Source organism: Vibrio sp. QJM3NY_15, from assembly GCF_057785995.1.
This window is the reverse complement of the sequence record NZ_JBYMCW010000003.1, coordinates 62,710-87,405: the sequence shown is the minus strand read 5'-3', so window position 1 is coordinate 87,405 and position 24,696 is coordinate 62,710. Positions and strand designations below refer to the sequence as shown.

20 protein-coding genes and 2 pseudogenes are annotated in these 24,696 nt (G+C 39.4%); 6 read left to right on the top strand and 16 right to left on the bottom strand.

Annotation, left to right across the window (positions count from 1 at the left end; genetic code table 11):
• Window position 1 precedes the first annotated feature (1 nt).
• From AC3CKG_RS25050 to AC3CKG_RS25020, 7 genes are all read right to left on the bottom strand, one after another.
• The gene (locus AC3CKG_RS25050; protein WP_102548332.1) at window positions 2-640 is read right to left on the bottom strand and encodes a restriction endonuclease subunit S; all 639 of its coding nucleotides are present in this window, start codon (window positions 638-640) and stop codon (window positions 2-4) included.
• Window positions 624-1,025 (bottom strand): hypothetical protein, encoded by a 402-nt coding sequence (locus AC3CKG_RS25045; protein ID WP_017089035.1) that lies wholly within the window; start codon window positions 1,023-1,025, stop codon window positions 624-626. The genes AC3CKG_RS25050 and AC3CKG_RS25045 overlap by 17 nt, the downstream gene beginning before the upstream one ends.
• 248 nt (window positions 1,026-1,273) lie before the next feature.
• On the bottom strand, window positions 1,274-1,678 hold the full coding sequence (locus AC3CKG_RS25040) for a TnsD family Tn7-like transposition protein (protein ID WP_488528618.1): 405 nt from the start codon (window positions 1,676-1,678) through the stop codon (window positions 1,274-1,276).
• A gap of 327 nt (window positions 1,679-2,005) precedes the next feature.
• Entirely contained in the window at window positions 2,006-2,674 is a 669-nt protein-coding gene (locus AC3CKG_RS25035; protein ID WP_488528617.1) for a TniQ family protein, read from the bottom strand.
• A 34-nt stretch (window positions 2,675-2,708) separates the two neighbouring features.
• Window positions 2,709-4,160: an ATP-binding protein gene (locus AC3CKG_RS25030; RefSeq protein ID WP_488528616.1), complete on the bottom strand. Its 1,452-nt coding sequence runs from the start codon at window positions 4,158-4,160 to the stop codon at window positions 2,709-2,711.
• On the bottom strand, window positions 4,150-6,309 hold the full coding sequence (locus AC3CKG_RS25025) for a transposase (protein WP_488528615.1): 2,160 nt from the start codon (window positions 6,307-6,309) through the stop codon (window positions 4,150-4,152). The genes AC3CKG_RS25030 and AC3CKG_RS25025 overlap by 11 nt, the downstream gene beginning before the upstream one ends.
• Window positions 6,299-7,123 carry a TnsA endonuclease N-terminal domain-containing protein gene (locus tag AC3CKG_RS25020; protein ID WP_488528614.1) on the bottom strand — a complete coding sequence of 275 codons (825 nt, stop codon included), beginning with the start codon at window positions 7,121-7,123 and terminating at the stop codon, window positions 6,299-6,301. The genes AC3CKG_RS25025 and AC3CKG_RS25020 overlap by 11 nt, the downstream gene beginning before the upstream one ends.
• A 265-nt stretch (window positions 7,124-7,388) precedes the next feature.
• Here AC3CKG_RS25020 and AC3CKG_RS25015 point away from each other — a divergent pair, with 265 nt between their 5' ends.
• Window positions 7,389-8,273 carry a protein-tyrosine phosphatase family protein gene (locus tag AC3CKG_RS25015; RefSeq protein WP_488530076.1) on the top strand — a complete coding sequence of 295 codons (885 nt, stop codon included), beginning with the start codon at window positions 7,389-7,391 and terminating at the stop codon, window positions 8,271-8,273.
• Between the two features lie 308 nt (window positions 8,274-8,581).
• On the opposite strand, the pseudogene AC3CKG_RS25010 reads toward AC3CKG_RS25015, so the two are convergent.
• A pseudogene (locus tag AC3CKG_RS25010) lies at window positions 8,582-9,796 on the bottom strand (ISNCY family transposase); the annotation flags it as partial.
• A 204-nt stretch (window positions 9,797-10,000) separates the two neighbouring features.
• Window positions 10,001-11,353, bottom strand: coding sequence for an ISNCY family transposase (locus AC3CKG_RS25005; protein WP_488530078.1), 1,353 nt, complete (start codon window positions 11,351-11,353; stop codon window positions 10,001-10,003).
• 594 nt (window positions 11,354-11,947) lie between these two features.
• On the opposite strand from AC3CKG_RS25005, the pseudogene AC3CKG_RS25000 reads away from it, so the two are divergent.
• From AC3CKG_RS25000 to AC3CKG_RS24990, 3 genes and pseudogenes are all read left to right on the top strand, one after another.
• A pseudogene (locus AC3CKG_RS25000) lies at window positions 11,948-12,256 on the top strand (IS3 family transposase); the annotation flags it as partial.
• Between the two features lie 709 nt (window positions 12,257-12,965).
• On the top strand, window positions 12,966-13,673 hold the full coding sequence (locus AC3CKG_RS24995) for a hypothetical protein (protein ID WP_488530075.1): 708 nt from the start codon (window positions 12,966-12,968) through the stop codon (window positions 13,671-13,673).
• An 847-nt stretch (window positions 13,674-14,520) separates the two neighbouring features.
• Window positions 14,521-15,015 (top strand): hypothetical protein, encoded by a 495-nt coding sequence (locus AC3CKG_RS24990; protein WP_488530074.1) that lies wholly within the window; start codon window positions 14,521-14,523, stop codon window positions 15,013-15,015.
• A 21-nt stretch (window positions 15,016-15,036) separates the two neighbouring features.
• Here AC3CKG_RS24990 and AC3CKG_RS24985 read toward each other — a convergent pair.
• From AC3CKG_RS24985 to AC3CKG_RS24955, 7 genes are all read right to left on the bottom strand, one after another.
• Window positions 15,037-16,274 (bottom strand): IS3 family transposase gene (locus tag AC3CKG_RS24985; RefSeq protein WP_145572392.1). Its coding sequence is split into 2 segments (ribosomal slippage): window positions 15,037-15,908 and window positions 15,908-16,274, totalling 1,239 coding nucleotides; the frame shifts between segments, so codons are not numbered across the junction.
• 317 nt (window positions 16,275-16,591) lie between these two features.
• Complete coding sequence (locus AC3CKG_RS24980) at window positions 16,592-18,577, bottom strand: AAA family ATPase (protein ID WP_488530073.1); 1,986 nt, start codon at window positions 18,575-18,577, stop codon at window positions 16,592-16,594.
• An 11-nt stretch (window positions 18,578-18,588) separates the two neighbouring features.
• On the bottom strand, window positions 18,589-19,098 hold the full coding sequence (locus tag AC3CKG_RS24975; protein ID WP_102537203.1) for a hypothetical protein: 510 nt from the start codon (window positions 19,096-19,098) through the stop codon (window positions 18,589-18,591).
• A 534-nt stretch (window positions 19,099-19,632) separates the two neighbouring features.
• Window positions 19,633-20,394, bottom strand: coding sequence for a PP2C family protein-serine/threonine phosphatase (locus AC3CKG_RS24970; protein ID WP_488530072.1), 762 nt, complete (start codon window positions 20,392-20,394; stop codon window positions 19,633-19,635).
• Window positions 20,394-21,140 (bottom strand): serine/threonine-protein kinase, encoded by a 747-nt coding sequence (locus tag AC3CKG_RS24965; RefSeq protein ID WP_488530071.1) that lies wholly within the window; start codon window positions 21,138-21,140, stop codon window positions 20,394-20,396. The genes AC3CKG_RS24970 and AC3CKG_RS24965 overlap by 1 nt, the downstream gene beginning before the upstream one ends.
• A 757-nt stretch (window positions 21,141-21,897) precedes the next feature.
• Window positions 21,898-22,401, bottom strand: a complete 504-nt coding sequence (locus AC3CKG_RS24960) for a hypothetical protein (RefSeq protein ID WP_488530070.1) — start codon at window positions 22,399-22,401, stop codon at window positions 21,898-21,900.
• Window positions 22,402-22,825: 424 nt separating this feature from the next.
• Entirely contained in the window at window positions 22,826-23,449 is a 624-nt protein-coding gene (locus AC3CKG_RS24955) for an XRE family transcriptional regulator (protein ID WP_102530551.1), read from the bottom strand.
• 171 nt (window positions 23,450-23,620) lie between these two features.
• Here AC3CKG_RS24955 and AC3CKG_RS24950 point away from each other — a divergent pair, with 171 nt between their 5' ends.
• Window positions 23,621-23,821: a TraY domain-containing protein gene (locus AC3CKG_RS24950; protein WP_016768232.1), complete on the top strand. Its 201-nt coding sequence runs from the start codon at window positions 23,621-23,623 to the stop codon at window positions 23,819-23,821.
• Between the two features lie 359 nt (window positions 23,822-24,180).
• Complete coding sequence (locus tag AC3CKG_RS24945; protein WP_102340863.1) at window positions 24,181-24,546, top strand: hypothetical protein; 366 nt, start codon at window positions 24,181-24,183, stop codon at window positions 24,544-24,546.
• Window positions 24,547-24,696: the final 150 nt, after the last annotated feature.

The following is a 24,696-nucleotide window of genomic DNA, read 5'->3' as shown; positions in this document are numbered from 1 at the left end:
GTTATTTATTCTCATTAAGTAATTGTTGAAACATGCCTTGAAGCATTGTTTTTCGATTCATTAGCAGTGCTTGGGTTAATGCCTGCTCTTTTTCCCATAATTGATTGAGGTGAAGTATCTTCTTCTGTGTCTCGATAGGTGGGATATTGAGCTTTATCTCATTGCCAATAGATGTTTTAAGCATGACAGCCATAGATGATCCCTGACTGCCCGCACCTTCAGATAATAAAAATTGAATTGAAGGTTGGTTTAATGACCAACACAAGAATTCGGGTAGTACCTCAACCGTTGGTGTAATCACTAAGAACTGACTCGTTACCACCAAAGGTAATGAATCTTCCGCATTATCAACAACACAGGATGCTTGGAAGTAACCGCCCCTCGAACCTCTTGAAGGCAGTATTACAGTTCCAGACTCGACTAACGCTTTATCTTTACCCTGCCAGTCAATAGCTGGCAGTTTGCTTGGATCAAGCAAGAAGGAATTTGAAGTTTCGGCTATCTCACGCACATCTTTAATCTGAGCAATACGAGCACTGCCAGTTTCTGCCTCAACTTCTTCCACCTTTTCTCTAAATGTGTACCCAGTTCGAATATCGGCTACTTCACTGAGTAATCGAAGATTAGTGTTTTGAATCATAAGAACTCTCCGAATCGGCTTCCTTCACTAGAAAACAGGCTTTTTTAGTCGAACCATCACATTTGTAAAACTTTGCATCTGCCCATCCATACCGCTTTGCTTCGTCCAAAAACCACTGCTCCATTGTTACTGTGAGCTTCTTTCGTGTGCCATAGTGATGCTTGTTATAAATATTCATCACACGATCATATTCACAAATAATCGAGTCGTTTTCTTCTGCCGATATTGGGAACTGATATTTCGCACGCTTTTGAGCTTTTCCACTAATAGGAACAACGGTTTCTTGAATGTTTTGAGGGTAACTATCTTCATTCAGAAGTTTTTTCTGAATGAAAGTGGTTGTAATTTCTTGCACACGCGCAGTTATTTGGTAATCTTGATGCATAAATAAATCTCCTATATGTCTAATCGTCGTATTGAGGTTTAGATAAGGTTCAGGTGGCCGCCTGAACCTTGCCAATCACGCCAAATAAATGCAGTAGAGCGTCTACAGATAACGTAATGACTCCATATTAATATGGAGTCATACCTACGTCAATGATTTGTACACTTTTCTTCTACTGTATTTTTTATCAGAAAACAAAACTTCTGCCTAAAGCTTGCGGAATCTATCAAGTCAGATTCCGCATTGAGTTATTTCTGCTTAACCCGAGGATAGCGATGTGGGTGGGATGGCTTAGGTAATACGGATTCAAGCCATTCAGGTTCATGATGATATAGCCAGTAAAACGCTGCATTGCAATCTCGCTTTATCTCTTTTCTAATCTTTAACGGGTCATTGTGTCGGTATCGAAGTATCTGAGATTTGTAGCGTCGCCGTTTCGATTCATGCTTACACTGCCGTCTCCACTTAACCAACCCATTTACGCTAGAAATCAACATTTCGACACTTCCTGTTGATACAGATACACATTTGGCGATCACAGAACGATGGAAACCTTTCCATGCAAGTGCAATAACTTGCTCTCTGACGGATGCTTTTAACTTAATAGGCTCAAACAAATCTTCCATATCCGACGAGTAAGCGACTGACTTCACATAAGTTCTACTCTTGCCAGTTTGCTTACTTATTGAAGAAATTGGTAATCCTTCTTTTAACAACGACAAACATTCTTGCTCTACGCTAGAGATACTAACGACACAACCTTCACTGCGTACTTCTGGTGTTGTTTTAGCCCTTACCTTCTGCTTTGATAACCAGTATTCAAATATCAAATACTTAAAAATATGCTGTGAATATTGGTTATACAGCAAATTGGTAATGTACTTATAATCCGATTCGGATGATGGTAGAACGTCTGAAGATAGAAAATGCAATCGGCTTGTAAAAGAATAAAAGTCAGAGAGTAACTTTACCCTGCGAATTCAACCACCCTTGGTCACATAGCCAAGATTCGATAATTTGTCTGAGTAACTAGCCGACCTAAATGTAGAAATATTGTTTGATTGTTCTCGAAGTACTTGCCGAGAAAACTGCGCCAAACGAAAGCTTTCATCGCTACTTTCGTGATACTCGGCTTCAAAAGAAGAAGGATACCCAACTGATAACTTTAATCGTTTAGGAAGGCGAACATGCACTAGTTGCTGCTGATGATCACAACAAGATTCGATAGCAGGTATTTGATGAACTCGATGCCAATAAGCCACTCCAAATTGTCTGATATCTTCTTGAATGCAGACTGGGCACAGTTTGAGAGTTAATTCGCTATGTTCTCTCACGCACGAGAGCTGGCTTAAACGAATCGCCGAATAATTATCCGTTGAGAATATAGCTTCTGATAATTTGGCTTTGTATTGCGGGTAATAATGCATAAACAATGGAGCAAGAGTTTGCCCCATTAGCAGGTCATTATTGTTCTCATTGTACAGACTTGAAAGCGAACTTAAACCAGCAGTAAGTATTGGGTTAATACTTGCTCTATGGTCTCCGTATACGCTTTTGAGAAATTCAGATATGGGAACCGCACCTACATTGCAATATCTAATCATTCGACTAAACAGTAGCTCATCGGGTAATGCATCAGGTAAACGCATATCACCTCCGATAGGTTCGCCATACAGCTAAATTCTAACTAAACGTCTCCAATGGGTCGTCACACAAAACACCCGAAGCCCTTAGGCTTTCAAGTGGATCACTATCCTGAGAAGCCCTATGGATCAGATTAGTATCCAATATCCGATCACTCAAACTCTCTGAAAAAATAAGTTCCGTTAGTTCGCCAATGAACTCAGGATGATGTGGACGAGTCAAGTCTCCTGGTATCGTTACCACTTTAGATTTGGTATTGATGACTTCTTTCGTTGAAACATCTTCACGTCGATGGCTGTTCGGTTCAGTATGACCATCTTTTCGATTTCTTTTTAGGATAGAAATCGCGTGTTTCTTTCTCATTTCTTCTGTGAGATTTTTCGTTGCCCGTATAGCAATACTGGCTCCAAGATCAAGAACCTCTTCAGTAATCCTCTCGTCTGAAGAACCAATAATTGCCTTTTGAGCTGAATAATAAACTCGAACAGCCAAATCCATATTACCAGCAGACAGTGAGTATAGTTTATTGTTCAAACTTGGGGTCAACGGCGTTTCAACATTCGTCCACTGTAAACACCAAAGTTCATCCACGAACAATTCCCACTCTTCATCATTCGTCATTAGTTCTACATCGAAATAGCCACTACTTTCCGCACGTCGCGCTGATTTAAAACTCTTGCTGAGAAGTTCATCGAATGGAGGATTTGCACAGAAAAGTATCGGAATACCTAAATTGTTAACTAAGTTATGCAAAAAGCCTAAAAGTCGATCAGCACCGCCTGCTTTAGCAAGGTTTAGGTTTTGCATTTCATCAATAACCAAAATCCCGAGGAAATTTGATTTCATTTTCGATTCAATTTGTTGAAGTAAAAGAGCTATCGTTCCCGCAGGTTTTGTTGGAGGGTGTCCTAGTTTTTGATCTATTTGCTCTAAGATGCGATGGCAGAGTCCCTTCACACTTGAGTCATCGGGACAATCTACTTTAATCCAAACAACTTGCGGAATTGCTAATACTTTATTTTGGTAATATCGGTGTTCGATGACATCTGGAAAGCAGTTGAGTACCTGTTCAAGCATGCAGGTTTTACCTACTCCGCTTTCACCAATTATTGTTATTCCACTGCCTTTAGGTTCAAAAAAGCCTGTTCGGGGTTCAACATCAGGTCGATTATCTAAAGAATAATGTAGATAGTTCATTGTTGTGGGAGATAAAGGATTTTTTGCTGAATATCCCTCTTTGATCGCTATTTCGATGGCCCTAAATACATCAAAATAGAGAGGTAGTGGCTGCCTCAACGCTTTTAATCGGGTGAGATAGTCCAACCTTTCAATTGCCTCTAACTTTGTTTCCTCAACGAACCTCTCAGGATAATTACTCAGCTTAATAACTAACTCATCATCCTCAACCTTAGGTGGCAAAGCTTCAATCAAAGGATTACCACGATGCTCGGGTAATATCGCTTCATGATAAGTGGCTTCTTCACATCTCATTATCGTTGGCCCTTTTTCGCTTGAGCATTGAAATTACTTTTTTCTTCTTGTCATCTAGGTGTTTACTGGGTATATCTGATTCCATATCAGGCTTAGCTTGATGAGGTTGAGATTCTCCGTCCTCAATCCTCTGTGCAAGAATAGCTTCCCTTCTCCTTGCTTTCATGCCCTTTGTTCTCTCAGATTTTGAACTCAACGATGGAGCCAATGCCGCTTCTTCTTTTGCAGTTTCGATAACCTGATTTCTTCTCTGGTGACGCTCTATCGATTTCGATGTTGGCTTAGCTTTGTTTTTTTCCAACTTAATCCAATCTTCAAAATACAGGATGTCTGCTTGATGCCTATGAGCAAAATTAGCCGACTCCTTCATCAAGTAACATCGGGTAAAACCACTAACTTCCTCAAGCCTGACAAATATGAAGCTTGAATTATCATGATCAACTAAAGCATCTAGTTGCCATGAACCATTATTTCTCGCGATTACTTTCCAAGTATCAAAATCAGCATGATCTGACTCATAATACATTTGATCGTTCAGCCGAATTCCTTTGCCTGTCATGGTCACTTTTACTGTTGGTAATAGGCGAGAACGAATATGAGCCTCGTCTGCTCGACTTAAAGCATGACGCTGTGCTTTAACATGTAGATTCCAATAGTTTAGAGGGGTTGGAGAAAACCCTGACTCAATAAGTAATGTACTTTGCTTAGCTAAATCTTTAAAAATTGAACTGTTGTGCTCTAAAACTTCATCAATAAGGAGCTTGGTTATTTCTCTGAGCGTAAAAGTAGCATCTAACCTTGGGTCTCTATCACTTCTGATGTAATGCCGTCCTTTCGTAGTCCCTAGCAGCTCATGGACTAATTTCTCGTTCAATATATTGAAACGATGTTCGACTATGCCTTTCAATTCCGCCCTGTATGGGGGAGCAATACTCAAGTGGCCAATCAATGGCACAGCGAGACTTTCGGCATCCTGACAAATAAACTCTCCTCGATCACAAAGCAATCGTTGAGGTATGTGGTTACAAGGCCAATCAGCTTCTTCTATTTCAATACCAAATTCTGCGCAATACTCTTTCTTAGAGGTAAAGCTGTTAATTAAAGCCTGCCGACCAGCCCTCCAAGAAGCATATTCCATGGAGACATGCAGCCCGACAATCATTCGACTTTCTTTATCAACTACACAATAAACGGTTGGTCTCCCCAATACATGATGTCTCTGAAAGTCAGATACGATATGTACATCCAAAACTGTTGCATCCAATTCAAAGCAACTGCCAGGAACTTCTGTATGATCGGTAGCAGAACCTTTTAAACCTCGCTTATTGCGGTCAAAGTCACCCTGATTTGTTTGTTTACGTATTAGAATTTGTGCTGGAACTAGTTTTTTGGCCCAATAAACAAACGCTCGGTAATTAGGTACTAACGCTTCTCGTGACTCAAATTCAGCAGCAATTAGCTCCTCTGCATAATATTCTTTGAGCATTTTGTCATATACACGACTGAACTTAACTTTTTCACCTTTGAGTCCAAACTTCTTCATCGCCTTAAGAAACAAAGTTTTATCGTGCTCAGTAGTATTAACACCTTCAGGAACTTCAATACTTGGACTGGAGAGTTGTATCGGAGAACCACGCTTTGTTACACCAGCTACTCTTGATTTACCTCTACCCCCAGAGTTCTTATAGCTCGGTAAAAGTGCATTTCGCTCTTGACCATATTTCCAATAAAGATTTAGTGCTCGATAGATATTCTGGATATATGTGTTGCGGGCTTTCGCGTGTGTCGAAACAGCTTTACTACGAGGTTGCTCAACCAAATTTAGCAAAAAATATGGATCAGATGCTAATTCACTAATAAGTCGATATTTTTCATCTCTTTTTACAAGATAACTCTCTGAAATATCGTCTTCTGACTGCAATTGATAATACGGAAGCTCATATGAACTCAATTCGGAATTACCCGTTTTAATGGCCTCATTAAAAAAGTCAAAATCAAGCTTAAGTGGTCGTTGCAAAGCCTTTGATTCGAGCAAAGGAAAAAGAATGACGATATGTTCCTTTGTATATAGTTGCAAAACCCTGTAAAGACCATCCTCAAGACCATCTAAGTTATGAACTCGCCAAACACTATTTAATTCAACTTGCATATTGCTGTGATTTCCCATCCATCTTAACTTGAACAATTTCTATCATCCCAGATAGAACTATGGGCCGCGCCAAATCTACAATAACTTCTTTATCAGCTATTAAATACTTTAACAAAATCAATGCATCATCATTCGACATGCCGACTTGATTAGAAAACATGTCACAAACATCGCTTAATTGCATTGTTCCCACCGTCAATATACGCTTGGCTTCTTCTCTAACTTTATTCGAAGGTGATGAGTAACTCTTACGTTTAGGATCGGTAATCCATTGAATATTCTTTGACTTAATCTGATTCAGTTCTGACAGGCAAAATATGTGAAATGGAATACCTAATAACTCCCACCAAACTCTTTCAATATCGAGCTTTTCTGCCGTCCTTTTATCTGAAAGCTTTTCACTAGGCTTCACAGAAACAGCTTCATACCAAATCCGCTTTCCATCACTACAGGTTAAAAGGAAATCAGTGGTCATGATGATTGGGGCTTTGGTTATTGGGTGCTTAGGATGCTCAACATCAAGCAGCTTAGATATTTTTAATGAGAGAGTGAGAGGAAGCAGAGGAAACTGCTCTCGAATATCGGTAACTGAATCGGAAAACTCAGCTAAATAGAAAAAACATGTCTCTTGCTCAGATAAGGTATGGTGAGTTCGTCCCGATTTTATTCCGTCAATCTTACCGCTGTGACCATGAGACTTAACATCCTGAACTCTTATCCAAGGAGTGTAATTAGCTCCTTCACCTAAGCCATATTTTTGTTTTAAAGCCCGCTTGAAATCAGCGAGCTTTTCAAGTTTTCTTCGTCCAGCCACAACGCATACTCTATCTAATTCGATAAAATATATTATAGCCTAGTGTACAAACTTTATTATTCCAAATAACATGTATGTACAAACTTTTTCAACAGTGTACAAACTTTATTGTTCCAAAACATCACTCTCGGCAATAAATTGAAGATATTCAGCTCGCCATCTTATTCATTGCTGAAATGAATAAGATAAATTGAGGGAAATGCATATAAAATCAATAATTTAACTATCTAATCGTACACTTTCGTTCCGTTGGACCTCAAACCCCGTGTCTGAAAAAACCATAAACAAAATGGTTAAAAAAATACTTAATGTATCCAACCCACAGGATAAACTTACAGTCCTAAAATCGGCTTTTGATGTTGCCAAGAAGATAAAAGGGAAACAAGCTAGAGAAAAAGTTACCTTTCTTTTAAAAAGTAATATTGACTTGCTTACACCGCGCACTTCAGATTCATCAGGTCCTGAGCATGAAATCGCTCATTTAACTTCTGTAGCGGAGGTTGGGGTATTGTCTAAATCTAAAGGGAAACGCGTCGCAAAATGGATCGAAGATCTTCCATTAACTGAAGATGCGATAAAGTCAAAGCAGCCAAATTTAAAGGATCTTCCAAAAATAAATGCCCTAAAAGGCTTTAAAGGTGACCTCAATATCAATGGACAGAAGATCTTTAGAAACTTCGTGTCAGTAGAGCCTGGAGTTTTATCTAGAGGAGCTGCTCCTCATTATCATAAAGTCGACAGTTCCCAAAAAATGTCTGTTGACGCGATTAATTTTCTTAAGGGTCAGGGTTTTAATCAAGTTATTAGTCTTAATTCAATTGAACTCAGTCACTCAGAAACGAAGTCTTTGGCTAAGGCAGGGATAAAATATATTCATATAAAAACAGAGGATTTTTCAGTCCCAGATAGAGAGCAATTACTACAAGCGTTAACGTCCATTAAAGGGAATAATACTTATGTATATTGCGGTTATGGTGCAGGAAGAACAGGGACTTTAGTGTCTACTTGGCAAGTATTAAATAACAAGGAAACTTTAAGGGCATCTACAGTTGAGAAAGAAGAGCAACTAGTCATGTTAAAAGACATAGATAAAAAACAAGCGATATCAAAAAGTATTGAAAGCCTTAAGGTATGGCGTCCAAGAAGCTGATTTGTAGTGGCATAGTTAATTTGGCCACCTAGTTAGAGGTGATATCATCACCTTAATACGCAGATATGAAAAATCCATAAATAACAACAAAATAACAACAAAATAACAACAAAATAACAAATAACCTTAGAAAATTTACAGCACATTGAGGGGTGGAAATTAAAATAATTAATCTATTAATTATATAAAACCCAAACAGGTCCTACGTTAAATATCACTTAATTTCTATTAAAATCAATAGTTTATTATTGTCAATCCCATTTTAAAATGTCCCGTTGTTAGGTCTTTCGACTGGAGGCTTTGAATGGTTCGAATTCTTCTTGTTGTTGCTGAGCAAACTTTAAAACTTGCCCGAGGCGTTTGTTGTCGACAATTTGGGCTTGTTGAACGTGCTCGAGTTTGTCGAAGGTTTTGAATTCGAGTTTTAGATGCCCGTATTGGGTGGCGATTTCACCGTTTGGGTAGTCGAGTATCTTGACGTGTTCGTGCGCGAGTCGGCTGTTTTCTTCAGTAGGTTCAATGAGATAGATCACTTTATCGTATTGAAATGTCAGCGACTTTGAGAGCTTGCGGGTTTCTTGCCAACTGAAAATATCGTCGAGTTCTTGCTTGGACTCTCGAACCGGACGATGCATGTCTTTTGGGTATTGAGCGGGCTTAGCAAAGCGATGGTTAAAATCGGCGATGAAGTAGGGAAGCCAGGCGTTGGCTTGTTCGATGGTGTCGATACCTTGTAAGCGCATCTCTTTAACCAGCCGGTCTTGCAGCGTGAGGTTGGCTCGCTCCACGCGTCCTTTGGCTTGGGAGCTGTTGGCACAGATGAGTTCTATGGCCAGTTCTTTCAACACGCGCCCGTATTGAGTTTGGCCAACTTGTTTGTGTTTCTCCTGATTCACTCGAAAAATCGAGTGCTTGTCACTGTAAAATGCGATGGGTTTACCGTGCTCATTAAGGTATTCACGCGTGGTCAGCATGTAATCAAACGCGGATTCTGTCTCACTGAATCTTAGGTTCATCAAGCGGCCAGTCGCATCATCAATGAACACTAGTAGGCAGCATTTGTCGCTGCGGCCCTCAAACCAGTCATGATGTGAGCCATCTATCTGAATCAATTCTCCAAGACAGTCTCGACGGTAACGAGGTTGATAGACTCTAGGTTTTCGTTGTGAGTGCGGGATCCAAAGGTTGTCGGCGATCATCCATTGGCGAAGTGTTTCTAACGAGATAGCTAAATTATGATTTTCTATGATCTTTTCACGTGCAAATGTGGGCGAGAAATCAGAATAGTATTTATGGATAGTCGAAAGAATCTCTTTGCGATACTCGTCAGAATAACGTCGATTACTGGGTTTACCTCTAGAAGCATGGGTTAAACTAGCCGCACCATGTTCGCGTAGTTTGTTCATTAACCTTTGAACTTGACGCTCACTTAACGAAAGTATCTCTGCCGCATCAGTACGACGCAAACGATGTTCACAGACGTCTTGAATAACTTTGAATCGACTAATTTCTTTTTCACTCATGGCAATCAACATCTCAGTAGTCCTTAGTAACCGAAGCTGGTACATGAAATGTAGCCAGCAACCAGCACTAAGGTGACATTTTAATCTAGCTCAAAAGTGACATTACTATCTGGGGCCTACAAGTCATGTCATGTCAATCCCCGATAGAAATGTCCTCTTCTCTCCCCATTAGAAATGTCCGCTTTGGGGAGAAAATAAATTGAGTTAACTTGAGTGGCTGGCGGTGAATTGGTCTGGTTCAAGGAGGACTGGATTTAATGCTCTTAGCTGCTCATTCATTGCTTGTCTCTGACCAACAATACTGACCGCGTTTGAGTTCCTCTTACGTTTGTTCTTAGCTTCAAACTCATCTTGCTTATCTTTGGCAAACAGCAATACCTGACCAAGTCTCTTGTTATCGACTACTTGACCTTGTGACACCTTTTCTAGTTTGTCGAATATCTTGAATTTTAATGAGCTATGGCCATAGCGTACGCTTATTAGTCCATCTAAATGTTCTAAGATGAGTATATTTTCTTTTACTAGTTTTGAATTTTCTTCTGTATTATCAATCAAGTAAACAACTTGGTTGTATTGGAACGTCAAGGCATTTGATAGCTTGCGTACAACTTGCCACGAAAAAATATCGTAGAGTTCATGCACATCTTCTCTTAATGGGCGGTGCATATCTTTCGGGTAGTTTGCTGTTTTTGCAAAGCGGCGATTAAAATCCGCCATGAACTCGGGTAGCCATAGATTGGCGTCGGCTATCGTGTCTAGTTTTCTTAACCTCATTTCCTTCACCAAGCGATTCTGGAGCGTTAAATTGGCTCGTTCGACTCGACCTTTAGCTTGTGAGCTATTGGCGCAAAAGAGCTCGATGCCGAGCTCTTTTAATGAACGACCAAATTGAGTCGAGTTTTTAGCCTCTATTCCTTTTTTGGTGCTGGAGTGAAATATTGCGTGCCGGTCACTGTAGAACGCCTGTGGCTTTCCGTGAGCTTCGACGTATTCACGTGTAGTAACCATATAATCAATGACGGATTCCGTTTCGCTGAATCGTAGGTTCATCAGGCGACCTGTGGCATCATCGATAAAGACGAGCAAGCAGCATTTAGGGCGACGACCTTCAAACCAATCATGATGTGAACCGTCAATTTGAATAAGCTCTCCCAAACAGTCACGTCGATGCCGTGGTTGGTAAACCTTTGGTTTACGTTGAGATCTTGGTTTCCAGATCAAGTCCGCAATCATCCAATTACGCAGCGTTTCTAGTCCTACAGGAAGGTTATGACACTCTAATAGCTTCTCTTTGGCGAAAGTGGGAGGGAAGTCTGGGTAGTGTTCTCTAATCGTATTTAAGACTGTCAGGCGGTATTCAGGTAAGTGGCATCGATTGCTTGGTTTACCTCTGGCCTTATGAACGATCGATGATGGACCGCTTTGCTCTAATTTCCTGACTAGTCGCCGCACTTGTCTAGGGGATATGTTTAATCGCTTTGCGGCATCACACTGACGTATTCGACGCTCGATCACGTCTTGCAATATTTTGATTTTTTCTAGTTCTTTGGTGCTCATGGTTATCAACATTCCGGTGAATCCTCTTTAGGTGATAAGACATAAAAGAGGACATTTCTAAATGGGTCAAACCGGACATTACTATCGGGGGCTCACATGTCAACTGCGTATTATATACATTATGTTAAATTAATTAGAGCCTATCTCAAACCCAAGGTTTTCTGTAACTAACAGATGACTCAGTGATTTTTCATTCTGAACTCGGCCATTGAGGTTTTACCTATTTAGGAAAAATTATGTATGAAGACTGTCAGGTGTGAGCACATAGCGTTTGCTGCTTTCTTGCCTTTTACTGGCCGTCTCTTCTTTCCTTTATATTGGAAATTGTGTTCATTTCGTTTCAAAAACAAGCCCAATCACTCCATCGTCTCACCTCCCCCGACCTCAAAATATGCTCGAAAAAGCACTATCGTAAACTCAAGAACACCACGATGTCACCTTAAAATGGGAAGTAACACGTCAGTCGCAATCGCGGTTTGAAGTATGTAAACGCTTCCTTGCTACCTTGAATATAATAAATTTCATTTTTCCTGCTTTAGAAACATTGTAAATCGCTTTGGATATGGCCTAGAAACAACAGAGATGTCCGAAAACGTGATGTTCCATTCAGATCAAGGGTATCAGTATAACAGCCGTAGATATCGTCAAAGACTTTGGCGATATCGTATAACTCAAAGCATGAGCCGTCGTGGTAATTATTGGGACAACGCTCCCATGGAAAGGCTATTTGCTTGGAAACCGAGTGGATACAGCAACAGGTTACCTGACACAAGCTCAAGCCAGAAAGACATCAACCATTACCTGATGAGTTACTACAATCGGCAACGGCCTCATCAAGAAAATAATGGGCTGTCGCCAGTAAATATCGAAAATCGGCTTAAGTCAATACCCGGAATTTGTTGACCAGTACAGACACTCTTTAGAATCATAAGTGCCGCCACCTGATACCGCACGGACCTTCCTTCGAAGCGGGGGAGTTACGCTGGTAGTACTTCACTATCTCCGACATTGACCATGCTTATCTATGCACTAATGATTTCACGCGTATCTGCATCAATAGCGAGTCATCCACCCAGAATGTAACTGACTCTCATTTGCATAGAGCTTTGTAGTATTAACTCCAGTTAGTTATCTTCTTTTTCGACTTACCTATCCCATGCATCTGCTACATGGGATCAGATCACAGTTATAGAAAAAGGTTCAATTCGATTTAGGCAACAACGCCATAAAACCACGGCACGACCAACACTTCACCAGTACAAAAAATAAACCTTACTTTTCAACAAATTAAATTATAAACAATAGTTTTCATAGCGCAACAAAACAGTCATTTCATTGCGCTATTTTTCGTTACCTAATTAATTAACTTATATAAACTTTTTTTTGGCGATCTTAGTTATTCAGGACTTCAAGGAGGAACTTTGACTAATACCAAAAAAAATAATATAGTTAAGTAGCGTATCCTGAGGCTATACGTGGACTTCCCGCCAAATCTATAGAGAGCCTCAAACAGTAAATTCAAGAATAGTAAACCAAATGGTTATTTTTATATTTAGCTAATTATCGGGAAGTGATAGCGATAAATATAAATTTTAACATTGGGAAACCTATCATGAATAAAGACCAAAGTGATCGAATTATAAAAAAACTACAGCTTCAATCTAGGATATTAGCTAGGGAGGCTGGAATTCCTCTTACAAAGTCTCATTACATATTATATAAGTTCATTTATGAGAAAAAGTCCTACATTGAGATAGTTGAAGACATAAAAAATCAAGTAGACTCCCCATTAATTAGAATACTAATTGCAAATGATATTAGTAAAATTGATCGCTATGACTTAAAATACGTGCAAGATAGAATCTATAACTATACAAAATTTGTTAGCAAAGAAGCAAAGATCAGCAAGTACAAATCTAAAGTAATAATTAAAAAACTACTTCGCTGGCATTCACCCGAATATCAGTTAAATATAAAAACCGGTCACGATGAAATTATTAACTTAAATTTGATACTTAATGGCATGGAATCAATATATTCAATACCTGGAGATAAATCCTATTATTTCCTAGCTGAAGGAATTATCTCTAAAATTAACAAAGTTAATGATAAAAACTATTACTTCATGAAACTACCTTTAATTTATTTTGAACGATACTTCCTTACTAAAACGCATGAATCGTTAGGTTTTGATAACAACATAGTTTGGACATCTACATTTAGTAATATTTTCTATGAGATAGTTGCTGAAAGTAACGGGGTTGCATTACTTAAAATCAAACAGTGTGAACTTCTAAATGTAATTATAGGTACACCTTAATGAACATTGATTTAAAAAACCCCTTAACCATTGCAACAATGATTAAGGGGTTCTAACAAAAAGGTTGGTTTGTGTTTGGGTGCGCACTAAGTGACGTTACGTAAAATAAACACACTAACCATGCATAGATCTGCGTAATTTGTCACTTCGAGAAAAAACAAAAAATGAGATAAAACAGAAAACCCATAACGCTGATGAGATTTGTAGACTAAGTAAAGTTTCAGAGATAAGAGGTAACGCTATTGAAAAAAGGAATAGCGCTACAACAAACAATTCGCAGACAGCACCTAAAAAAGAATACTTATGGCGAAAAAGAGCCCATCTATAAATCATCCTTAACTCCATAAAATAACCTGATTAAAAAGGGCGAAGGAGCATGCCCCTTCGCCTTCTTAGGGATTGTATAAACAACCCCAAGCTGACTTAATATTATGCCCGATTAGAGTGAAATAATAAATATTTGAATATCTGATCACACTCGTTAAAAAAAAGTGGTGTTCATTATTCCTGTTATGTAAAATCCGCGAGTTTGTTGTAAGAAACAGTACTCAGAGCGCCTCAAACACTCATAGCAAAGGTTTCGGACACTTGATCAAGGCAATGCTTCCATACTTTCTGGTAAGTTTGTGACGCTTTTAAGTGCGCTCCCCGCGTAAATTAACATCTTTTTAATTCAACCAAAAACTATACCGAATCAACGAGAAATCACACCTTCATGGACAGTCACTAAAATTAAGTAGAGACTCAAAAATTAATCATTGCAACAATGAATAATTAAAAGTAAGTGGGGGCATACGTTTGAAATAGTTGGTATGATTCTGAATAATTCTTCATCATCCAAGACAAAATGAATATTTTCAATCCAACAGACATCGACAATGACGTCCTTGACAAGAAAAACATGAAGAACTCAAGGGTTACGAATAATAAAGGTGATTTGTCTTTTGGAACTATTCCTAAGTTGAATGATAATTTTCCAAAAGGGGAAATACATCTAAAACTAGGCGATAGTGGTTTCTATAGCCATAACCATCACGAACCTAAAGGAGCTTTTGGGCTACGGCACATCTGGGACAAGCACGGGGATGAACTAAACTCTCAAAATGCAGAGGATGTGGTTAAGTTTATTGAAAGCGTTCTTCAGGTAGGGGCAGAGGTGATAATTGACCCTAAAAAGAGCCCCAACAAGCCATTAATAGTCGAATCAAATACCGGTATGGTCGTCGTCGATTTAAAAGAGCCTCAAAACGAAGAGCCTTTTTACAACATCATTACTGCCTACGATAAGAAAGCTCATCCAGGTAATGTTATGGGGAATCTAGAGTTATATGTCTCGTCCTAAAATACGTTGACAGTATTTCTACTAAGTCAACAGCGTCAGCTGTTGGCTTTTTTCATGCACCTCATTTGGAGTTTTCATCCTGAGACTAAGGTGCGGCCTCATGTTGTTATAGGTACTTATAGACTCTTTTACTAGTTGTTTAAGCTCTCCGAGGTTTTTACACTTATCAAGTAAGAACTCTTGTTTCAGTATTCCATTTACTCTCTCTGCTAATGCATTTTGATAGCAGTCATAACCGTCTGTCATCGAGGGGCTTATGCCGCTACTTTTCAACTTATCTTGATAAACACCTGAGCAATACTGGAGACCACGATCAGAGTGATGGATACACGAACGATGATATTGACGTCCCTTAATAGCCATATCTAGCGCTTTTACAACATCCGTCGCCTTCATTTCGTTGCTTAGCTCGTAGCCCATAATTTTCCGACTAAACGCATCAGTTACCAATGAGAGATAGTGAACTCCTTCATCTGATTGGATATAGGTAATGTCACTTACTAACACACCCTCTGGATTGCATGGTTTGTAGTTCTTTAATAAGTTCGGATGTTTTTTCATCCAATGCTTACTGTTTGTCGTTTTTGTAAAACTACGTTTAGGTCTTACCAATAATCGTTCATCACGTAAGTAGTTGAAAAGAGCATCTCGACCTAGCTTGATGCCTTGTTCTTGCAACTTTGGCTTAAGTAAAAAGTAGAGTTTTCTAGTGCCAACCCGAGGCATATAACGTCTAATATCCAACACCATTTGTTTGATGGGTTTAAGTTCCAACTGGCGATGAACAGCTCGCTTTTCTCGTTGATAAACGCTTTGTCTCGATATCCCGCATAGCTTACATACTCGAACTAAACTTATTCCGTCCTGTTCTTGAAGACTTCTTGCTCCTTGGCGAGATACTTTTTTCTGAGGCTAGTTCCGTGTTCAGTATCAAGAATATCAACCACTCTATTTAAAAAGAGATTCTTTATTTTTTCGTCTTCCAGCTCTTTCTCAAGGCGCTTTATTTTCTGTGCTGGTGACTCTTTAGGCTTAATTGATTGGTGCATGGTATTCATCCTTGGAGTTTGCGCCCAATTCATCTTACCGTGCTTTCGAAGCCAAGTTAAAACAGTTGAACGGCCTTGGATACCATAAATGGTTTGGGCTTGTTTATATGTCATATCGCCTCTTTCTACAGCGGCGACGACCTGTAATTTAAAGCCTAGTGTGTAATCACGCTGAGTGCGCTTAACGTAGGTATTATTTGAAGTAGTCATAATTCGTCCTCAATGTGTAAACACATTTCAGGACGGGACAATAGAACGAAAAAAGCCGACACTACGTGTCGGCTTTTTTCTTAATAGGTGTTGTTCGTGGCGTTCCCTTAGCTCTATGGGGTCGGGACAGGTGGTTAACCTTAACAACTTACTATGACTTTCTGGCTAGCCATAGGTAGCTTACAAATATGTAATCAAGCCAGATGCAGATTACATATCAAACCCTTCTACACACTCAGTATGGCAAATATCCCATATAATTGTCAATTCATTTAAATAATGATATCCCACTGAATCTTGAATTCCCCTATCCTTCACTATTTCATTCGTTTATTGATAAGTTTGAATAGTGACTCAAAGCTATAAATTACTTCTTCTGGAAGATTGCTACCTTTACCTTCTGAGAGTTTACTCATAAATAATCTCGCAGGCTTTGCTTTCACAAATTGTTTCTTGATACCGGAATCTTTCATCGCTTTTTCGAATCGTTTGCAGACCCTTGGAATCTTATCGTTGTATGTGAGGTCATCGGTGGTTACCTCGCCTCTATAGGCTTCTTCTGCCAGAGAAAGGAAGTACTCGGGACCAAATAGGTCTTCAATATCTAATTCAGCAACGTCGTTCTCTGTTGCTTCAGATACTAAAATGACGTTCCTTTTAGTTAGTTTGTGATTAGTTATCAGATCGTTTTTAGTGGCAAGTGCTTCTTTTTCATGATCGAGCAACACCAATAAATTAAGATGTTGAGAAGACAATAAACTTACCAGATATGGTATTTTTTGAGCTCCGCCAGCTGGAGTTATAGTTATCTTATCCATCAAACCTGTCCTACCCAACGATTTCAGGTACTCAGACATCGATGACAGATACCAAAAATCAGTAACCCCCTCGACAACCAAATTGTTTGAGCCAATAAATAACGACTGAGAAACTTCATACCCGAGTGCCGCTTGCAAAGGGAATAGCGTAGTTGAATCACCTGTGGGGTCGTTAGTAACTGTTGTTCCTTTTTCTTGGCATATATTCACAGTCTTGACTGTGGAAAGTTGTTTTGTCGGGACTAGGAAAGGTGAGTGCGTTGTATAAATAATCTGATTGCTAAAGTCTTCATCAAGATGCTTTAACAGATCACTTTGGGATTTTGCATGTAGGTATAGCCCAGGTTCATCCAAAAGAATGATAGCATTCTCTGCATCACCGCCATGTGTATCTGCAAAAAACGTAATGTAGAATGAAAAAAACCACCTAAACCCTCGGCTCCTTTCGTTCAGATTAACTTCAACATCATAAGTAGACGTCGGATCGGATATATACGTATCGAAATAGTTGCCATCCAAATTGAAACGGACTTTCAACTCACGGTCTGTCCATAAGCGTCTAATCTCACTGGTAACAACAGCCCCTGCCCTGTTAACTAGTTGGTTTCGTGTCTCAGGATCTGACGCTAACTCTTGGAGCTTAATTGGATCTATATCCGCAACTTTACACAATTTAATGAAACCTTCGTCTTCTGCAGTCAGCTGGCTATTTTGTCGATGCTGACTAAGAGTGCCGAGGTTCTGATGTCCATCCAAATGTGGGTATTCATCGATGTAAACAAAAATAGGGAGGCATTCCACTATAAACTCACGAGCTTTTTTCTCTTGTTCACCATCATTTAAAGCTGTCACTATTTGTGCGAAGTCATCTTTAAGGTCGAGGTAGTCGTCTTGCCTCTCTAACGTGTATTGTGCAGCATCTCTAAGCGTATGATCATATCGGCCTAAAACTGCTTCCAACCAGGTCTCAACAGAGAGAGCCTCAGTTGCTTTCAACATGTCGACCTCTTGTACTACGGCTTTGACATTTTCAGCGTTATCCTCGTTTTTTAGAGCATCTAGGAGCGTAACGATCTTATCAATAATTCTGTTTATTGCTTTTACATCTAAGCTCTGGTCTTTTAAGCCAACCAAACCTATGTATTTTGTTTTTCCATATCGACGAGCAATCGTGACGGTTGAAACTTCAGACGCTCTAGGAAAAATAGAAGACAGGGACTCTCTTTCCTGTTGCGACAACGTCCATTCAGTATCAAGGAACCGTGTATTTTCGTCCTGTTCTCCAAGTCTGCGATGGCGAGGAAAGTTCTTTATAGCTTCAATCTCTGTCATACCGCCTGAAGGGTTTAAGTGTTGAAGAGCGAGTAATATATTTGACTTGCCACTTTCATTACGACCTAGTATTGCAGTTAAGTTGTCTGTCGTAATCTCACCGCTATCATTGATTGAACGAAAATTTCTAACTCGGAATTTTGTGAGTTTCATAACTATTCCTTTTAAGAGCCACTACTGACAATCTGCGCTAAAATTGCCGCAATTGCCGTTGCAAAAGCGCCAGTCAGCGCAACCCAAACCTTCATATTGTTGTGCCTTGAGTCTTCTTTAAGACGTCTATTCTCTGCCTCTAAACCAATCATATTTGTTACTAGGTTAAGGAGTGTCTGCATTTCTTCAGAGGATAATGGTGCTGACCATTCCTTGAGGCCTCCCTCTCCTTCAATTTGTTTTTTAGTTCTTCTCGCATACCTGATATGCAGAGAGTACAAAGGTTCTTTCTGAGCACTTAGGTTAGAGGACTTTCTAAAAAATGCAGGATATCCGTCAAGAACATTCTCTACATCTACCTTATCCAAGCCAATACTATCAGCAATATTTCTTGGTGTTCTACTGTTCCACTTTTCATGAGCACCGAGATGCTGAATCAATGCAATTAAGCAATGAAAATCGCTCGTGAAGCTGCGCTCGATGACCTCAGAAACGAGTGTAATTGATTTCTCGTTATGCATTTTCTTACCAATTTAATATTTTATATTAAAAGAGCTATGGAGATAGAAACCTCTCATAGTTTGTGGCTATTTTTTGAGCATACCAGACAGAAGGTAGAGGGTAGAGGGTGAATCTTTACTCATTGTTTTTACTGAATAAGTTAGCACTGGTATCGTAGTCTTTTTTGGATATCATCAAAAAAGATTAGTTTCAATTCATCCACTCGGCGCAGCCCCTCGGAGGGATTGCGCTATTAGGGATTCAGTCTGAATTGGAGCTCAAGACTTCAACTCATTTGCTTGGACTTGCTAGAGCGATAGCCACATCAAAAAATAGGATGAGAAAAGTATGGTTTTCCTGATTGCAAGTTCAAAGCTAATTGATGCCAGCTAACATGATCTGATACTTGTTGATATGGTGGTTGTGACTGGAACGATGAAAGTCCTTGTTTAAGTATCCAGTCCTCCTTTTGGGTCATATCAAGGAGAAAGAAGCCGAACCTTTATCGAGAGGGTTCGGCTTTTTTATTTACTAGGATAATTTAATAGACAAAGTTAAAACATTGACTCGAAAGGACGATCAAACTGAAGTTTGCAAGCAACGAAAGTATAATCATCAACAGGTCCTTTACGTTCTATTCTACGCTGTAGGCTGGCTGACATTTTTGTAACACTATCCATTGTTCTTTCTGAAAACCTTGGTGATTGCTCCCAAAATGAATGGGCACCATCGCTCATTATGTAAAGAGACAAAGTATCGTTATCTAATTCGAGGTCATCAATAGGAATAAAATAATTACTCGGGTCCATCGAAACGACTTGCGAGATAGCAGTGGTAATAATGTTTTTACCTTTTACGTTCTTAAGTTGAGACTTGGTAAAGAGTTTTTCATCAAGGAATTTTTGATGCTGAGTATGGTCTTTAGTCAACTGCTTTAATTTCTTACCTTGTTTAACATACGCTCTACAGTCTCCGATATGACCGATATGTAGCCCTCGAGGTTCAACGAAGTAATAAGTTAATGTAGTAGAAGCACGTTCGTAAGCAGAATCGTACTGAGACAATTCTTTTATTTTATTGAGTATATCCTTAAACACCGTCGTATAATCAGTTATATGGCCAACCGATTCGATTTGGTTAAGGTATTCTACAGCTGATAAAGAAGCCAACTCTGCTCCTTTATATGAACCAACACCGTCAGCTACCGCGAAAAACACACCACCTGCTATTGTTTTAGGCGCTAACATTGCATCTTGGTTAGTTTTTTCTACAGACTTCCCAAAAGTGAAGCATGAACTTTCAATAATTTTAATCATTAAGCAGCCACCTTAGATAAAGACTCTAATGCAGTTTTGAGCTCTTCGACAGAAGAGTAGCGGTTTTCAGGGTCCATTTTTATACACGTTGCTATGATTTTTTTTAGTGCGGGGTCTTTGACTTGTAATTGTTCGAAAACTTTACCTATGGCGAAAATGTCCGACTTTTCCGTGTAATCGCTACCGATATACATAAGCTCAGGAGCTACAAAGTTGTCGGTACCTAGTCTAATATTCAAAGAGGTTAGTACATCAGATTCACCACTTGGGATAGTCTTTCGGACTAGACCGAAATCCGAAATCTTATAAACCCCGTTTCCATAGCGCAAGATGTTACATGGTTTGATATCGCGATGAAGATAGCCCAACCTATGAATGTGAGCTACACCTTCGCAAACCATTGAAATGATCTTCATTTTTTCATCTTCTGAGAGGTCTGTAGAAAGAAGCGACTGCAAATCACATTCAGCAAGTTCCATAATAAAGGAAGGTGTTTCTGTGTTGAAAAGATCACAAATGTAGATACTGACTATATTGTGATGCTGACACTTGCTTTGGCTAATCACTTCCCTTATGAAGCGCTCTTTATACATCTTCAGATCAACTTTAGGGTCTAGTACTTTTCTAGCATAAAAGCCCGAATGGGTTTCACTTAGATTGAACAATTCGATTCTATCTACGTAACCAAAGCCACCATTGCCGATTCGATTTAAAGTCTTATATCTATAGTTTGCAACCTGATCCACTAGGTACCTCTAAAGGCTGATTTTTCAAAATACTAATATGAAACATAAACGTCATATTCAAGGGAATACATATTATGTTATCCCCCTATGGTTAACCAGTTTAATATTAACCTTGTTGTAAAAAGAGATGACCATGATCAACTACTTAGCATTGAATGGCTTGCAACAGGTTGATAGACCGTTGAATTAACCTCGTGATACGGCATGGAGATTCACAACGAACTGAATTAGAACGAATGGATAACTTTTAGTTATTTAAGTACTTTCACCGCTCGGCGCAATCCCGTAGCTGGCGTAGCCAGTCGGAGGGTGAGCAAGCGGAATATCGCAAATCTTTTTCTATGGCACTGTCACTGTAAAGCCACTTCTTTTATAGATCGATCAAGTTAATCATTCGTACAAAACTGACGCGCTACGCTTGTCGGATTTGGGCGATGGATAACTATTCGCTCGTTCCTCACGAAAGTTCCCCACACTCAAATCTGAGTGAATACCGCTCTTTGTCTATTAATTCTTATGTTTTGCTTACCTGTTTATCTGTAGGGTTCCCTTTCAATAATTCTTTAGGAATCCATGTAATAAAATCTTTAGGGGGGAGGAGAACTATGAGTTTTTGGCGATTTTGATAGAAATTTCAGAGGGATTTTTACTTAATGGGTATGGTGATGAATCGTATTTTGAGAAGAAGATCACACTGGATTTATTCCAGGTGTATTGAGTCCTACCAAACTAACGGTATGAATGAAATTTAAAGGGGTTATTCAGGAGGAGTGTAATCTTCCCATTCAGGTATATCAGAAATATGGGCGTCATCGAGAAGCTGATTGATATGATCAACTCTAGAAGAAGCTGCTTGTTGAGTTGCTTTGTTTTCTTTGTTTTTCTTTCTTAGGTTACGGTTGAGCATTGCTTTTGCTTTGCTGTAGAACAGTCCAAACTTCTCAAGGACAAACTCGTACTTGTTAGCAATTTGTCGTGGTGCAGACTCGCCTTCAATCAGAATGAATTGAGCGGTTGATATTAGTCGTCCGGATTTTTTTGCTTTACTGATTAATTCAGTGACGTAATTGACGCAACGCCCCATTCTTGCCGCGATCTGCTTTCGGCTTGGGAACGCGCATTGATTAGAAAGGTTGTAAAAGGTGGATATAGCAATCAATAAGGATTTCTCATCTGCTGGGATGCTTTCATCGCAAGCAACTGCATTAGTCAGTTGGTTGTGATGTTCGAGAAACTTTAGGGTTTGATCAGATGTTGTCATGACACAGACCTTCTACATCTGACCATAAGTGTCTTTGAACACTGGTTGAATGTGAATGCTGACTGTGTCTGTTTAGAGTTAGTTGCAGTATGCAACTATAGATTAATTTTTTCATTTTAGATTCCGAAGAGATTTAGAAGGTTGTTTGGATTGAGAGTCCATACAATGAATCTATAATGTACATAAGATCGTAGAAAAGATCAAATGGCCTGAATTTTAAGAACAAAAAAGCCGTCTACTCTTCGGGTAAGACGGCTTTTTGCAAATGCTATATAGTTAGGTTCTCACACCCGACACATTCTAACTCTTGAAAAATACACTACATAGAAAACTATGTAGTAACGTGCTATGTAATGCACTTTTGCTCCAAGAACATAAACACATTTTAAGCTTTTATTGCTTATTTTTCAAATAAAGTTTTGCTTTAAAACTTATTTATACTGTATAGCACTCGTCCAATGATGCAAGATTGACTAAATTCTTTATGTGTCACCCTTTCATCTGCATATTCTTGGTTCAAGCTCTTTATCATTAAGCCATTAACTGTATGTTCAAAACGCTTAACTCTCAGTACATCGTCTTTTTTATAAACATATATTTTACCATCTATGATTTTTGTATCCGAGGTGTCTATGAACACGACACCATTATCAGATATTGCGGGTTCCATTGAATCACCATGTACTCGAAGCGCGATAGTATTTTTCGCTATATCCTCTGGAGGTATAGGGATTAAATGACCACTTATCATTAAAACATCAGAATGGCTATTATAACAGCCGACACCTGCACTACAGTGAATATCTTCGTAAAATGGAACTTCAAATAAATCATCTTTATTTGTATGTTTTACTCCATTAATTAGCCACTCATAACTCTCATTGAGTATGCCACATAGTTCTATCAATCTTTTTTGAGAGGGTAAATTAACATCATTTTCCCATTGATTGACCGCTGATTGACTAACTCCTAATAGCTGAGCCAGCTCTTTCTTGGATATATCTAAATTATTTTCTCGAGCTTTTTTAATTCGATACCCTAGTGACATCAGTGCTTTCCAGAATGTTAAATAATACTTCTCTAATTCTCCTATCTATTAGGAATAGTATCTCTTTAAATATCCCTGTTTAGCTTTAATTTTAAAGCTAAACTTTACATAGTTATTCTACTCGTTTACTATCAATAGTGCTGATCAAATGATCAGGCATGGATAGTAATTATGAAACAAGAAAATAAGAAGAGTACCCAGCTAACCGTGGCGCTCGATCATGAGACCAATATTCGCTTGGAAGGGTCAGCATCGGCGTATGGTCGAAGCAAACGCATTGAGGCTCTGTTTGTGTTGCGTGCGTTTTATCGTTTACCAACTGACAAGCAGAATGACATTTTGTCTCCCGATAATGGGCTCGACAAAATCTAGTTTTATCTCGCTCCTTGTGTGAGTTCAGATTAGGAGTGAAGTCTCATCATGAGACTCGAAGGTGGGCTGCCTTCACTATTGCAGAAAGCGCCGCAGAGGGGCGCAGGCGTGCGTAATATGCCTAATAAATTCAGGAGCCATCACTGGGGCGACGTCCAAGGCTGTTTTTCTACTCAATTAAGCGTGCTGGTTGAGGGGTGAAACAGAGTTACTTGGGAATACCAGACCTCACATCCTTTGGATGTGCGCATTCTACTACAAGAATGCTCAAGCCAGTTTGTAGCACGGCTCTTGAAAGAGAGCCCATTCTTTTTCTTTTGTTAAAGAGAAAAAGAATGTCCTAAAAAGGAGTGTGCATGATGCAAATTGTATATGGGTATTGTAGTGAAGATGAAGCGACGGATTTGTTAGGTCGTTTTGTTGAACAAGGCGATTTTATTGACGCTAAAAAGTTGGGTCATGTCGGGGGGGAGCACATTGCGTTCGCGGCCTTACTCCCTCTGACTGAGCGCCTTTCTTTTCCTTTTTATTGTAAAGGCGTTCATTTAGTTGCCATTCAAAAACAAGCCCAGTACTCGGCTCATCTCACGCCTCCAATATCCTGTAATGCTCAAAAAAAACGCTATCGTAAACTCAAGAATACTGAAATAAGCCCTCGAAACTGGAAACAACACATGAGTCGTAATCGCGGATTGAAGTTCGTTACGTCTTCGTTGGTATCTTAGGGTTATCCGTTTTTCCGGGTCACCTCAGTGGCCGGTGACCTTAATCTCCCCCCCCCCCCCCCCTTTATCTATTCTCTTTTGCGCTTAACCGCGTGAGTAAACTCTTCCGGTCTTTCGGCTGGTCGCTTTTTGGCGCCGCGTCGCGGCGTC

Excerpts from the sequence above, each read along its gene's own strand:
- AC3CKG_RS24975 (WP_102537203.1), bottom strand. The coding sequence starts at position 19,098 with ATGCATAACGAGAAATCAATTACACTCGTTTCTGAGGTCATCGAGCGC.
- AC3CKG_RS25005 (WP_488530078.1), bottom strand. The coding sequence starts at position 11,353 with ATGAGCACCAAAGAACTAGAAAAAATCAAAATATTGCAAGACGTGATC.
- AC3CKG_RS24945 (WP_102340863.1), top strand. The coding sequence starts at position 24,181 with ATGCAAATTGTATATGGGTATTGTAGTGAAGATGAAGCGACGGATTTG.
- AC3CKG_RS25050 (WP_102548332.1), bottom strand. The coding sequence starts at position 640 with ATGATTCAAAACACTAATCTTCGATTACTCAGTGAAGTAGCCGATATT.
- AC3CKG_RS24980 (WP_488530073.1), bottom strand. The coding sequence starts at position 18,577 with ATGAAACTCACAAAATTCCGAGTTAGAAATTTTCGTTCAATCAATGAT.
- AC3CKG_RS25035 (WP_488528617.1), bottom strand. The coding sequence starts at position 2,674 with ATGCGTTTACCTGATGCATTACCCGATGAGCTACTGTTTAGTCGAATG.
- AC3CKG_RS24955 (WP_102530551.1), bottom strand. The coding sequence starts at position 23,449 with ATGTCACTAGGGTATCGAATTAAAAAAGCTCGAGAAAATAATTTAGAT.
- AC3CKG_RS24960 (WP_488530070.1), bottom strand. The coding sequence starts at position 22,401 with ATGACAACATCTGATCAAACCCTAAAGTTTCTCGAACATCACAACCAA.
- AC3CKG_RS24990 (WP_488530074.1), top strand. The coding sequence starts at position 14,521 with ATGAATATTTTCAATCCAACAGACATCGACAATGACGTCCTTGACAAG.
- AC3CKG_RS24995 (WP_488530075.1), top strand. The coding sequence starts at position 12,966 with ATGAATAAAGACCAAAGTGATCGAATTATAAAAAAACTACAGCTTCAA.
- AC3CKG_RS25045 (WP_017089035.1), bottom strand. The coding sequence starts at position 1,025 with ATGCATCAAGATTACCAAATAACTGCGCGTGTGCAAGAAATTACAACC.
- AC3CKG_RS24970 (WP_488530072.1), bottom strand. The coding sequence starts at position 20,394 with ATGATTAAAATTATTGAAAGTTCATGCTTCACTTTTGGGAAGTCTGTA.
- AC3CKG_RS24950 (WP_016768232.1), top strand. The coding sequence starts at position 23,621 with ATGAAACAAGAAAATAAGAAGAGTACCCAGCTAACCGTGGCGCTCGAT.
- AC3CKG_RS25030 (WP_488528616.1), bottom strand. The coding sequence starts at position 4,160 with ATGAGATGTGAAGAAGCCACTTATCATGAAGCGATATTACCCGAGCAT.
- AC3CKG_RS25025 (WP_488528615.1), bottom strand. The coding sequence starts at position 6,309 with ATGCAAGTTGAATTAAATAGTGTTTGGCGAGTTCATAACTTAGATGGT.